The sequence below is a fragment of the Paenibacillus anseongensis genome (assembly GCF_009757995.1).
In the GTDB taxonomy this organism is placed as follows: Bacteria; Bacillota; Bacilli; order Paenibacillales; family NBRC-103111; genus Paenibacillus_E; species Paenibacillus_E chondroitinus.
This window is the reverse complement of record NZ_WSEM01000039.1, coordinates 598945-610594: the sequence shown is the minus strand read 5'-3', so window position 1 is coordinate 610594 and position 11650 is coordinate 598945. Positions and strand designations below refer to the sequence as shown.

Below are 11650 nucleotides of genomic sequence, written 5' to 3'. Positions count from 1 at the left end.
TGATCTTCAAACATCGAATTTTCAGGAGATCTGTCTCTTCATGAGTCAGATACCTTAGTCTGCTCTTTATTCTGCCTTGTATTTGCAGTTCCTTCCGGCGAATGAGAAAATAGGAGCATATGTGGAAAAAGGAGTGATTTTATGCGAATTGGTGTCATTTCCGATACGCATCTATCCGCGAGAGTACTTAAGCTGCCGGATACGCTAGTAGCAGGATTAAAAGGTGTTGACCTGATTCTGCACGCAGGAGATTGGGTGAGTGAGCATGTCGTTGATCTCGTTGAGCAAATTGCTCCATGCGAGGCTGTGGCTGGGAATAACGACGGTCATGACATTATAGAGCGGTTTGGTTTGAAAAAAATTGTGACCGCCGGGAAGTATCGAATCGGACTTATTCACGGTGACGGCTTTCGTAAGACGACAGAGGAAAGAGCCCGGGAAGCATTCCGGGAAGAGCAGCCGGACATCATCATTTTCGGGCATTCTCATGTTCCTTATCATCAAACTGTTGACGGGATCCTGATGTTCAATCCGGGCTCGCCAACGGATAAAAGAAGACAGCCTCAATATTCATATGGCATTATCGAATTGAGTGATCGTATTCTGGCGCAGCATTATTTCTATGAGAGCAAAGCTTAGTCCCCGATTAGCGTGCTCACGTCTTGCTTCCACTTCGTCTACATTCGACGAATGTTAAATAATTCCTTCATACTTTTCGTTCGCGCTTAGGTATTTACCGTGTTACTCGCTAACGGAGAGACATACACTGACAATGTTCTTATTTACGAATGGTGGTGGTGTTTAGGTGCGAACGACGGTAGGTGTCTTACTTGATTTAAAAACTTATAAAGGGATTGCAAAGGGAAGAACCGGGAACGAACGTATAGCGTTGTATGAACGAGCAGGCAACAAGTGCGGACTCAAGCCTTTCTATATGTGTTTAAGGTATGTGAACAGGAAATCAGCTTTGGGTTATTTTAACACCAATCATAAATATAAGCTTGTCCGGAGGAGCATTCCTCGTGTCACACATAACCGCGCCATAACCTTAACGCCATATTTGAAAAAAAAATTAAGCCAGCTATCGCGCTATAGCTACGTATTTAATAGGCAAAATCGCTATGATAAGCATCTCATTCATCATCTTATCCATCAGAATGCGCATCTCCGCAAGTATTTGCCGGAATCTACAAAATACACGCGCAAACAGCTGGAGTCGGCCATGTCCAAGTATACCTCGCTCTTTATTAAACCAACGAACAGCAGTGTAGGGAACGGCATCGTGAAAGCTTCAAAGCAAGCAAACGGAGCTTGGAAACTACATGGTGTTTTCAGAACACCTAAGCTTGTATCCCGGAAGCAGGCCATCCTTTTAATAAACAAAAAAGTTCGCAATCAAAGGTATATGATTCAAGAAGCCATACCTTTAGCGACATACAAAGGCAGGCCTTATGACATCAGGGTATCTGTGCAGAGAAGCGAGAACGGACAATGGCAGATCACAGGCATGGTGGGCAAAGTCGCGGCTAGAGGCCGTCATGTGACCAATGTAGCCAAAGGGGGCCAAGTGAAGCGCTGCGAGGAGCTTTTTAAGTCGAGCGGATTTAATGCCGCACATATTTCGGAGGAAATACATCAAGCATCGTTAGCCATAGCTAGGCATCTAGGCAGTAGTCTGCCTCACATAGCTGATCTTGGGCTTGATGTAGGTGTTGATCAAAGCGGAGGCATCAAGTTCATTGAAGTGAACGGAAGAGATCAGCGTTATTCCTTCAGAAAAGCGAAAATGCATACAACTTTTTATAAAACGTATGAAACTCCGCTAAAGTATGCGAAATTTTTGTTGAAATAACGACAGCACGAAATGACATTCTCGGGAGGCCGTGAGTGTTTTTCGTGCTGGCTGCATCCGTTTTCTGAAATATTAGGTTTCTATTTCATTCAGCCTGTTAAGCGCATCGCCTGCAATCGTATAGGTTGGTGACAGCTCGTAGGCCTTTTCATAGGCGTTTATTGCCTCTTGGTCATTTCCTAATTTTTCCCAGCATAAACCTAAATAATAATACGCATGAAAGCTGCCTGTACCTCGTAAGGTCAGATGTTGCCCTGTCATTTCCCCCGATTCAATACAATGCCGAAAAACGTCAATTGCCGCAGTGTACCACCCCTTCAAATAGCAAATCACACCTTTATAGAAATGAAGATCGACATAATCGGGATACAAGGCAATAGCTTTCTCGATACCGGGCCAGGCGCCATCAATGCTCCCTGTGTTAAAGAGGATGGCATATTTCAGTTTATACAGCATAGAAGGGGGCATTTTACCCGATTGAATGAAGCGGACTATGGATAGATTCACATACTCAAATGCTTTGTCATATTGATGCACGCGATAGTACTCGCTGGCTATGTGGTATTCAATCCATGGATTCGAAGTTGCCGCTGGAGCGCTTGCTTCCTGCTGCAGCAGGGTCATATTGCGGGCAAACTTGTTTTTTTGAATCGTAATTGGCTCCATATACCCGCGGTGAAATAATTTGAGAGGGATCATTTCCAAAAGGTCCGTCGTGTCACGGTCAAGGAAAATATCGTCGATATTCAGTGTTTCATGGATGGCATATTTAAACTTTAACCCGATGTGATTGCGAAAAAAACGTGGATGAGCAATATGAAATGCTTCGTCTTCATTTGGCGTTTCGCCAATATAATTGACTAAATGGAGGGATAAAATGGAAGCTTGTGTCTCCTGAAGCGCCTTGTGCAAGTCGAAATTACCTAGTGGCGACAGCTCTTCATCGGCATCCAAATATAGGATCCAATCCGACTTGGCATGCTCCAGCCCATAATTCCTGGCATCTGCAAAGTGGTTATTCCATTCGTAGGTAAGGACAGAAGCCCCCATGGAAAGGGCAATCTGCGCAGTGTTATCCAATGAACCCGTGTCCACGACGATCATTTCATCAATCCAAACTTGGACACTTCGTAAACAGGCTTCAATCAGGCGTTCTTCGTCTCTCACAATCATGCACAGCGAAACTGTTGGGCGGCTCATCCAAAGGCACCTCCGGTTTAATCACTTATGGCCATAGATATGCGCACACCTTCAATTACATGAAAGAAGGGATGATCACATGCAGCCATGTCCGCTTTGCCAAGCAACTGAAAGCATAATTTTTCATACTTATGAGGTCGCGCATGAAATCTTTTGCGTTGCGGGGCTGCGCCATGAGTAAATTGACACTTTCCATGGTTGTAAAAAACGAAAGCCACCGCTATTTGCGCAAGGCACTACTCCAGCATCGCGACTGGATTGATGAGGCAGTCATCATTGATGACGGAAGTACAGATGATACTTCAGAGATTTGCGAAGAGCTTTTGTCCGGCATCCCTTTGCAGTTAATTCGCAATCCTGAATCGCGTTTTGCCAATGAGGTGCAGCTAAGGAAGCAGCAATGGGAAGCGACAGTGCAATCCAATCCGGAATGGATCCTGAATCTGGATGGCGATGAGCTCCTGGAGGATCAATTTGCCAATCAAGTGCGTGACTTGCTGATCCACTGTGAACAGGATGCCATCTATTTTCGGTTGTACGATATGTGGAGCGAAACCAGCTATCGGGATGATGCTTACTGGAGTGCCCATCATTATTACCGTCCTTTCCTGATCAGATATAAACCGGATTTTCCATATCTCTGGAAAGAGACGCCTCAGCACTGCGGCCGATTCCCGGTCACGATCAACCAATTTTCCTATTTATGCCACCCGGCCAGAATCAAGCACTATGGATGGGCGAAACCGGAAGACAGGATCGAGAAATATGAGCGGTATATGCGGCTTGATCCGAACGCCCAATATGGCTGGAAAGAGCAGTATGATTCCATTCTGGATGAACATCCCAACCTTGTGCCTTGGGAGGAATAGCCAATTGATAACGATTAGTTTATGTATGATTGTCAAAAATGAGGAGCAGTCCCTACATCGCTGTCTTCACTCTGTAAGAGAAGTAGCAGATGAAATTATTATCGTAGACACAGGTTCTACGGATAAGACCAAGGAGATAGCTTCCTCTTTTACCGAATTTATCTATGATTTGACATGGAATGATCATTTCGCGGAGGCCAGGAACTTTGCTTTTTCTAAAGCGACTAAGGACTATCTCTTATGGCTGGATGCGGATGACGAGTTTGAAGAAGCAGACCGGCTGAAATTCAAAGCGCTTAAAGATTCCTTGGATCCTTCTGTTGACAGCGTGATGATGCCGTATCACTTAGCTTTTGATGCCGATCATAACGTAACAACGAGTCTTAAACGCAACCGTTTAGTCAGGCGGGCAGCCGGGTTTCGTTGGGAAGGACCCGTTCATGAAGTACTGATCGTCAGTGGGAATGTGATTCAGTCGGATATTGCCGTTACCCATAAGAAGGATAAAGCGTATACCGACCGGAATTTGCGGATATATCAAAAACGCGAGTCAGAGAATGAATCCTTTTCCCCACGAGATCTGTACTACTTTGCTAATGAGCTTAAAGATCATGGTCTTCATGAAAAAGCAGTTACGTATTACGAGCGATTTCTTGCTACCAAACAGGGATGGCGTGAGGATTGTTTTGCCGCTTGTCTGAAGATGGGGTATTGTTACGGCAATTTAATGAATCGGCAGATGCAGCTGAGAACTTGGTTTAGAACCTTACTTTACGGGAAGCCAAGAGCGGAGATGATCTGTCGGGTAGGGAACTTTTTCTACGAAGACAACAAGCTGGAGCTTGCGATCTATTGGTTTCAGAAAGCAACATCGTTAGGAGAGCCAACCGACTATGCAGGTGTGATTGATCATGCGGCCTGGACTTGGATGCCACACTTACACCTCTGCTTGTGCTATGACCGAATGGGGCAGAAGCAGAAAGCGGAGCTGCATAATGAGATCGCCTACGTCTACAACCCGACTCATCCAAGCATTTTGCATAATAAAGCTTATTTTGCTAATCTCCGCCGAGAGGAGAAGGCACTTTGAGTCCTAAAAAGCGTGTCCTGATTGGAAGCCCCATTCGCCAAATACCTGAAATTCTTGCTCCATTTCTCACTTCACTTGCTGAACTTGAGCGCAAAAACTTTACGGTGAGTTATTTATTCGTCGACGATAACGAGGTAGAAGCTTCACAGCAATTATTGCTTGATTTTCAAGCGAAATATGGCCGGACAGTCATTCACAATGAAGAGAAACATGCCCAAACCTATGAGAAAGATGAATTCACTCACTATTGGCCCGAGGATACGATTTGGAAAGTAGCCAGAATGAAGGACGCTATCCTTTCTTATGCCTTGGAAAAGAAATACGATTATGTCTTTCTGATTGACTCCGATCTCGTTTTACACCCGCACACGCTTGAGCAGCTTGTATCAGCGAACAAAGCGATTATCGCGAACATTTTTTGGACGAAATGGCAGCCGGAAACGATGGAAATGCCCCAGGTTTGGCTGAGCGACCAGTATACGCTGTACCACAAAGGCAGACAGGAATCCTTATCCGACGAGGAGTCGGCTAGACGGACCTGGGAGTTCTTCGCTCAACTGAGAATCCCGGGTATTTATGAAGTTGGCGGGCTTGGAGCGTGCACCTTGATCAGCCGCAAAGCCATTCAAGCCGGTGTACGTTTTGCAGAAATTCCTAATTTATCATTCTGGGGTGAAGATCGGCACTTTTGCATTCGCGCACGAGCAATAGGCTTCTCACTCTACGTGGACACACATTTTCCCGCCTATCATATTTATCGCAAGTCAGAATTGGCCGGTGTTGAAGCCTATAGGCAAGGCAGCATTGGGGTGAAGGCCGATGAACGCAAGATCACAATCAGTTTATGTCTCATTGTCAAAAATGAAGAAAACGCGCTGCCGATATGTCTCCATTCCGTACGTGGTATTGCAGATGAAATCATAATTGTTGATACGGGCTCTACGGACAGGACAAAGGAAGTTGCCGCCAGGTATACCGACCGAATTTATGATTTTACTTGGGTGGATGATTTTGCTGCAGCCAGAAACTTTGCTTTTTCAAAAGCGACGAAGCAGTACATTCTATGGTTGGACGCTGATGATACGCTGACAGAGAAAGATCGGCTGTTATTTCTCGAATTAATTCAGACGCTGGAGCCGCTTGTGGATCGCGTTTCGATGAATTATAACCTCAGCTTTGATGAGAATCAGAATGTGACGTATAGTCTGCGCAGAAACCGGCTAGTTCGCCGAGATTGCCAGTTTCAATGGATTGGCGCAGTGCATGAATATTTAGCGGCAAGCGGATCCGTGCTCCACAGTGAAATTGCGGTCACACACCGGAAAGATAAGCTGCATACGGATCGCAATTTACAAATCTATCGGAAGAAACTTACCGGAGGAGAGACGTTAAGTTTACGTGATCAATTTTATTATGCTAACGAATGCAGAGAACATGGTCATTATGAGGAAGCCGTGACGTATTATGAAGATTTCCTTCAATCGCCAGACGGTTGGTTAGAGGATAAAATTGCTGCTTCCCTTCATTTGGCAACCTGTTACAGCCATTTAGGTAAGAGAGATGAACAGCTAATGGCTTTGTTCAGATCCTTCGAATTCGATACGCCTCGCGCAGATTGCTGCTGCAGAATCGGGTCTATTTTTCTGGAGGAACAAGATTATTTGCATGCGATTTATTGGTATGAGTCCGCTGCGCAGTTTTCCAAACCGAAGGAATCGATGGGCTTTATGGACCACTCGTCCTGGACGTGGCTGCCGCATGTTCAGCTTTGTCTGTGTTACGACCGGATCGGCAAGCTGGATAAGGCGAAATTTCATCATGATATTTCTTATTCGTACAATCCCAAACATCCATCCGTCATTCATAATCAACGTTATTTTGAGCAAATTGGAGTTAAATAGAGATGAAAAAATAGTTCGATAAAACAAGTTCTGTAGCATATATATTAGCAAACGAAGCAACTTGACACGATAGGAGGGAAGGGAATGTCACAAGCCAATATACCTAATATTACCCCCATAATATCACTGACATTAGGGGGGACTGTGAATTTATTATTAGCTTCCATTGCGTTGGAGGAACTTGCTTTAGCGCATATCGTCAATGCGGAAGCAGAGAAGATCCAATATGTGGTTGGCACATTATTTCCAGCGGTTACGCCACCAACGACTAACATCTCGAATTTGTTGTTGATTAATGAGAGTGTTAGGAAAACGTTACAAGACGTGATAAAGAAAGAAATGCTGCTGCAATTTAAGATGGAAAATATTTTGGATCATTTCCCAAATGAAGTGACGTAGATTGTTTTGTAAAAAGAGCCCGAAAGGGCTTTTTTGTTTTTATTTTCCAAATAGAGGATAAAAAAATCATGAATGGAGACAACCATCATATACTAAATTGAAGGTGCGGATAAATGCCGAAATGTTCCTATCTTACATATACAGGAGTTGAAAGACATGTCCATGCCTAATATTCCTGACATTAAACCAGAGATTATTCTGAAACGAAAAGAAGTCATTAATTTATTATTAACCTCGATTGCTCTTGAAGAAATTGGACTTTCACACATTATTAACGCAGAAGCGGAGAAATTGCAGCATGTTCTGAAAGACCGCTGTTTGACCATAAACGAAGCATTGCTCATTAATTCGAGCGTGGATCGCATGATGCGAAATATCATTAGCAATCAAATGCTCTTAACCTTTAAATTATCGGATATCATGAAACTCGAAGAAAAGGAAGAGCTCTCGGAGTATGTCATAGATGAGTGTGAAGAATAGATGTTGATTTCAGGCGAAAGGGGAGTAATCATTGAGTGTCCATGCAAAGTTCCCATATGAGCAAGTACCTCCTTCCTATTCGGCTGCGATCACTCAATTACTGCAGTCTCTTGCTTCTGAAGAGGAATCCCTGGCTAAGCTGATGCGGACGGAAGCGGATAAAACATCATCCTTCGTTGGAAGAGATCTCGATTTCCCTACTGCGCCAACTACACAGGAAATTCTCGTTTATAATCACAGTGTCATTCAATTCCTGGATTCCATGGTGATGACCCAATGGTTAATGCTTAAGAAGCTGCACGCTATCTCACATATGCAGTTCCTTCAAACAAGATCGCCTGCATTGCTTAAAGAAGGGGAGGCAGACAATATTATGGAATTGGAAAATTTGGAGTATGAGCATTTCGACTACTGATCAAACCGTAAACAAATGTGCAGCAGCCATCTCGCAGTTAAGTTTATCCGTTTTCCAGCTTATAGAAGCGATATTGCATCGGATAGAGAGTCAAGTGGATGAGGACAAGACTGTTCTCTCTTTTCAAATTTGTGTCTTGCTTACGTCCTTATTGGATGTTCATACAGCTCATCAACGTAAAAATAAAAGCCATTCATGGATTGAAAAGAACGACCGTCAGCTATTTTCATCGCCTGAAGTGCGTGAGAAGATTGCTGAGCTATATACGTTACTCCAGCAGACAGATCTTGTCTCAAACTCAGAATGCATGGAGCGATTAGATGAGTTTAAGGACTATTATCAGAGCGACCCAATTCAACCTGAAGCTGAACGGACGGAAATAGAAACTCATGCAGTTGTATCCGAACAATTCCAAATTGAAAGCATTCAGCACGTGGAGGTAATTACGAGCAGCCAAACCCAAATGTCGGCGTCACCGCCGCCGCTTATGTTCACTCAACGGGAACGAAAAACCAGCTCTAAAAGGCGATAGTAAGTAATTTCAAGGGTTGTCCCTCAGTCAAGGAAATGACTGGTGGGACGGCCCTTTTTGGTTGGATCATGCCTTCGAATAAATTCCCAAAATTAGGTATGTGCGCGATCACCATTCTGGAAATAGGAGAATATTCTGTAACTATCGAATGGAGGTTGGGATACATGTCACAGGCAAATATACCTAATATATCACCCAATATTACTGTAACGCGCGATCAAGCGATAAATTTATTGCTTTCGTCGATTGCCATGGAAGAGCTTGGGTTAAGTCATATTCTCAATGCGGAGGGTGAAAAGCTTCAGTACGTACTGGGCACATTGCCGGGGTTAACGGGACCACCGGCGACAATCAGCGATATTTTGCTTATTAATGACAGTATGAAAAGTACCATTAATACGGTAGCTAGAAAAGAATTCCTTTTGCAGTCCAAGTTGGAAAGCATTCTTGAAACGCCTATCTCCGTAGGACCAACGGGTCCTGTAGGTCCTACAGGTCCTACTGGTGGGCCGGCTGTTGGTCCGACGGGAGCAACGGGGGCACAGGGTGTTGCAGGGGCAACGGGAGCGACCGGACTAACCGGTGCAACAGGGGCTGGTGCAACAGGCGCGACTGGAGACATAGGTCCAACTGGTGCAACAGGTTCAATTGGGGTGACAGGACCTACAGGAGCGGGAGCAACAGGTGCGACTGGGGTTGCTGGTCCGACAGGGGCAACGGGATCCATCGGGGTAACGGGTCCGACTGGAGCAGGGGCAACGGGAGCAACAGGTGTAGCTGGACCAACAGGGACAACAGGACTTGATGGGTCTGGACCTATTATTCCTTACGCGTCGGGATTGCCGACGACCTTGACGACCATTGCCGGTGGTCTAGTGGGCACAGTGAGCTTGGTAGGTTTTGGAAACACAGCGACAGGCGTTTCTGTTTTGGGTGGAGTTATCGATTTAACCGGTGCGGGTGGAACACTGCTTAACTTCTCCTTCTCAATGCCAAGGGCAGGAACAATTACGGCGATCTCGGCTTACTTTAGCACAACGGCTGCCTTGTTGCTAACGGGTTCGACCGTGACAATTACGGCTCAATTGTGGAGCTCGACGACGCCAAACAATTCATTTACGGCTATTCCAGGTGCTGTAGTAACCTTGACACCGGGACTTACAGGCATTCTGCCGATCGGCACGATTGCCAACGGAATCACGACTGGCTTGACAATACCTGTTACGGCACAAACAAGACTTTTACTCGTGTTTTCCTCTACAGCTACGGGTCTTTCTTTGGTGAATACAATTATTGGTTACGCTAGTGCCGGGGTTTCTATGGTTTAATTTAAAATTTTAAAATACAGCGAAAAAGGGGTTGACTTCGACCAAAAGTCAACTCTTTTCGTATTTTAATGACTCCTTAGACGAGAGCGGGGGACTTCATCATGTCTTTAAGTGACTTTCCTAATCTTACACCGAACATTTCTATTACAAGAGAAGAGGCCATCAATCTGCTTCTCGCTTCAATCGCGTTGCAGGAACTTGGATTAAGTCATATTTTGAACGCTGAAGGTGAGAAGCTGCAGTATGTTTTAGGAACACTTCCCGGTGTAACACCGATCCCGGCAACCATTAGCGACATCCTGCTTGTCAATGAAAGCATTAAGAATACGATTGCAGCGGTGAGTCTGGAGGAAGCCATTCTGCAAGCTAAATTAGCAGATGTGCTAGCTGCTCAAACGCTGCCAGGTCCTACAGGACCAACTGGACCGACGGGTCCGCTTGGCGGTCCATCAGGACCAACTGGGATGACGGGTGCGACGGGTGAAACTGGAGCAACTGGGGTTGCGGGAGCAACGGGCGAAACGGGAGCGACAGGGGTAACGGGTGCGACAGGTGCGACGGGGGCAACGGGAGTAGCGGGAGCGACAGGTGCAACGGGTGCGACGGGAGCAACGGGGGCGACGGGAGTAGCGGGAGCGACGGGAGCAACGGGAGCAACAGGGGCGACAGGTGCAACGGGAGTAGCGGGAGCGACGGGTGCAACGGGTGCGACAGGGGCAACGGGAGCGGCGGGAGTAGTGGGAGCGACGGGGGCAACGGGAGCAACGGGAGCAACGGGAGTAGCGGGTGCGACGGGGCCGACGGGGGCGACGGGTGCAACGGGAGTAGCGGGTGCGACGGGGCCGACGGGTGCGACGGGTGCAACGGGAGCTACAGGATCAACGGGAGTAGCGGGAGCGACAGGTGCAACGGGTGCGACAGGTGCGACAGGATCAACGGGAACGACGGGTGCAACGGGAGCAACGGGAGCGACAGGGGCTACAGGTGCGACGGGTGCAACAGGAGCAACAGGCTCAGGAGCAACGGGTGCAACAGGCGCTACTGGAGCAACAGGTGATACGGGAACCAGTCTGACCGCGAATTCAGCGTTTGCATCAAACACGTCAGGCACGTTATTGGTTGTATTGGGCGGACTTAATATTCCTCTGCCGAATAACCAAGATATTGGCCCGGGAATAACGATTAATGGTGCTAATACGACTTTTACGCTTGCGAATGCGGGTCGATATTACATTTCCTATAAATTAAGCGCCACAGCGGGCGTGCTCGCACAAACACGCGTTATGCTAAACGGCGTAGCCATTCCAGCGTCAGTAACATCACCTGCAGTTGCCACGACAGCATATTTAGCAGATTTTATCACTACAGTTACTGCAGGATCAACCATTATTCTCCAAATGTTCGGGTTGGTTGCGACGGTAGTATTATCGCCTCCGGGAGCAACCATTAATATCATTCGACTTAGCTGATTATGAGAAAAAAGGACATCTTACTCGACTGTAAAAATCATAAATTGAACCTTTGCCATATTGCAGACGCTTATAAAGTGGGATACACTGAGTCGATAGATGAGATCCATTTAGA

General features: G+C 46.1%; 12 protein-coding genes. 11 read left to right on the top strand and 1 reads right to left on the bottom strand.

All coding sequences use genetic code 11. The features are described 5' to 3' along the window. The first annotated feature begins 141 nt into the window (after positions 1 to 141). Both GON05_RS38065 and GON05_RS38060 read left to right on the top strand, forming a co-directional pair. Complete coding sequence (locus tag GON05_RS38065) at positions 142 to 639, top strand: metallophosphoesterase family protein (RefSeq protein ID WP_157326632.1); 498 nt, start codon at positions 142 to 144, stop codon at positions 637 to 639. 166 nt (positions 640 to 805) lie between these two features. Further along, the gene (locus tag GON05_RS38060; protein WP_157326631.1) at positions 806 to 1852 is read left to right on the top strand and encodes a YheC/YheD family endospore coat-associated protein; all 1047 of its coding nucleotides are present in this window, start codon (positions 806 to 808) and stop codon (positions 1850 to 1852) included. 72 nt (positions 1853 to 1924) lie between these two features. Here the strand turns inward: GON05_RS38060 and GON05_RS38055 are convergent, their stop codons facing one another. Continuing rightward, positions 1925 to 3052: a glycosyltransferase gene (locus tag GON05_RS38055; RefSeq protein WP_157326630.1), complete on the bottom strand. Its 1128-nt coding sequence runs from the start codon at positions 3050 to 3052 to the stop codon at positions 1925 to 1927. Between the two features lie 143 nt (positions 3053 to 3195). Here GON05_RS38055 and GON05_RS38050 point away from each other — a divergent pair, with 143 nt between their 5' ends. The 9 genes from GON05_RS38050 to GON05_RS38010 all read left to right on the top strand — a co-directional run bounded on the left by GON05_RS38050 (position 3196) and on the right by GON05_RS38010 (position 11535). Then, on the top strand, positions 3196 to 3921 hold the full coding sequence (locus GON05_RS38050) for a glycosyltransferase (RefSeq protein WP_246239768.1): 726 nt from the start codon (positions 3196 to 3198) through the stop codon (positions 3919 to 3921). 4 nt (positions 3922 to 3925) lie between these two features. Then, on the top strand, positions 3926 to 5011 hold the full coding sequence (locus GON05_RS38045) for a glycosyltransferase family 2 protein (RefSeq protein ID WP_181646490.1): 1086 nt from the start codon (positions 3926 to 3928) through the stop codon (positions 5009 to 5011). Further along, positions 5008 to 6912 carry a glycosyltransferase gene (locus GON05_RS40025; RefSeq protein ID WP_309492101.1) on the top strand — a complete coding sequence of 635 codons (1905 nt, stop codon included), beginning with the start codon at positions 5008 to 5010 and terminating at the stop codon, positions 6910 to 6912. The genes GON05_RS38045 and GON05_RS40025 overlap by 4 nt, the downstream gene beginning before the upstream one ends. Before the next feature lie 84 nt (positions 6913 to 6996). Beyond that, positions 6997 to 7311, top strand: a complete 315-nt coding sequence (locus tag GON05_RS38035) for an alpha-helical endospore appendage domain-containing protein (protein WP_157326627.1) — start codon at positions 6997 to 6999, stop codon at positions 7309 to 7311. A 156-nt stretch (positions 7312 to 7467) separates the two neighbouring features. Further along, positions 7468 to 7791: an alpha-helical endospore appendage domain-containing protein gene (locus tag GON05_RS38030; protein ID WP_157326626.1), complete on the top strand. Its 324-nt coding sequence runs from the start codon at positions 7468 to 7470 to the stop codon at positions 7789 to 7791. A gap of 31 nt (positions 7792 to 7822) precedes the next feature. Beyond that, complete coding sequence (locus tag GON05_RS38025; RefSeq protein ID WP_157326625.1) at positions 7823 to 8206, top strand: alpha-helical endospore appendage domain-containing protein; 384 nt, start codon at positions 7823 to 7825, stop codon at positions 8204 to 8206. Next, positions 8187 to 8738, top strand: coding sequence for a hypothetical protein (locus tag GON05_RS38020; RefSeq protein WP_157326624.1), 552 nt, complete (start codon positions 8187 to 8189; stop codon positions 8736 to 8738). Before GON05_RS38025 ends, GON05_RS38020 begins: the two co-directional genes overlap by 20 nt. A 164-nt stretch (positions 8739 to 8902) precedes the next feature. Then, positions 8903 to 10066 carry an exosporium glycoprotein BclB-related protein gene (locus tag GON05_RS38015; protein WP_157326623.1) on the top strand — a complete coding sequence of 388 codons (1164 nt, stop codon included), beginning with the start codon at positions 8903 to 8905 and terminating at the stop codon, positions 10064 to 10066. A gap of 101 nt (positions 10067 to 10167) precedes the next feature. Further along, positions 10168 to 11535 (top strand): BclA C-terminal domain-containing protein, encoded by a 1368-nt coding sequence (locus GON05_RS38010; protein WP_157326622.1) that lies wholly within the window; start codon positions 10168 to 10170, stop codon positions 11533 to 11535. The last annotated feature ends 115 nt before the right edge of the window (positions 11536 to 11650 follow it).

What these genes read in the sequence shown, in the direction of transcription:
- GON05_RS38035 (WP_157326627.1), top strand. Translation starts at nt 6,997, where the DNA reads ATGTCACAAGCCAATATACCTAATATTACCCCCATAATATCACTGACA.
- GON05_RS38065 (WP_157326632.1), top strand. Translation starts at nt 142, where the DNA reads ATGCGAATTGGTGTCATTTCCGATACGCATCTATCCGCGAGAGTACTT.
- GON05_RS38020 (WP_157326624.1), top strand. Translation starts at nt 8,187, where the DNA reads ATGAGCATTTCGACTACTGATCAAACCGTAAACAAATGTGCAGCAGCC.
- GON05_RS38050 (WP_246239768.1), top strand. Translation starts at nt 3,196, where the DNA reads ATGAAATCTTTTGCGTTGCGGGGCTGCGCCATGAGTAAATTGACACTT.
- GON05_RS38030 (WP_157326626.1), top strand. Translation starts at nt 7,468, where the DNA reads ATGTCCATGCCTAATATTCCTGACATTAAACCAGAGATTATTCTGAAA.
- GON05_RS38015 (WP_157326623.1), top strand. Translation starts at nt 8,903, where the DNA reads ATGTCACAGGCAAATATACCTAATATATCACCCAATATTACTGTAACG.
- GON05_RS38010 (WP_157326622.1), top strand. Translation starts at nt 10,168, where the DNA reads ATGTCTTTAAGTGACTTTCCTAATCTTACACCGAACATTTCTATTACA.
- GON05_RS38055 (WP_157326630.1), bottom strand. Translation starts at nt 3,052, where the DNA reads ATGAGCCGCCCAACAGTTTCGCTGTGCATGATTGTGAGAGACGAAGAA.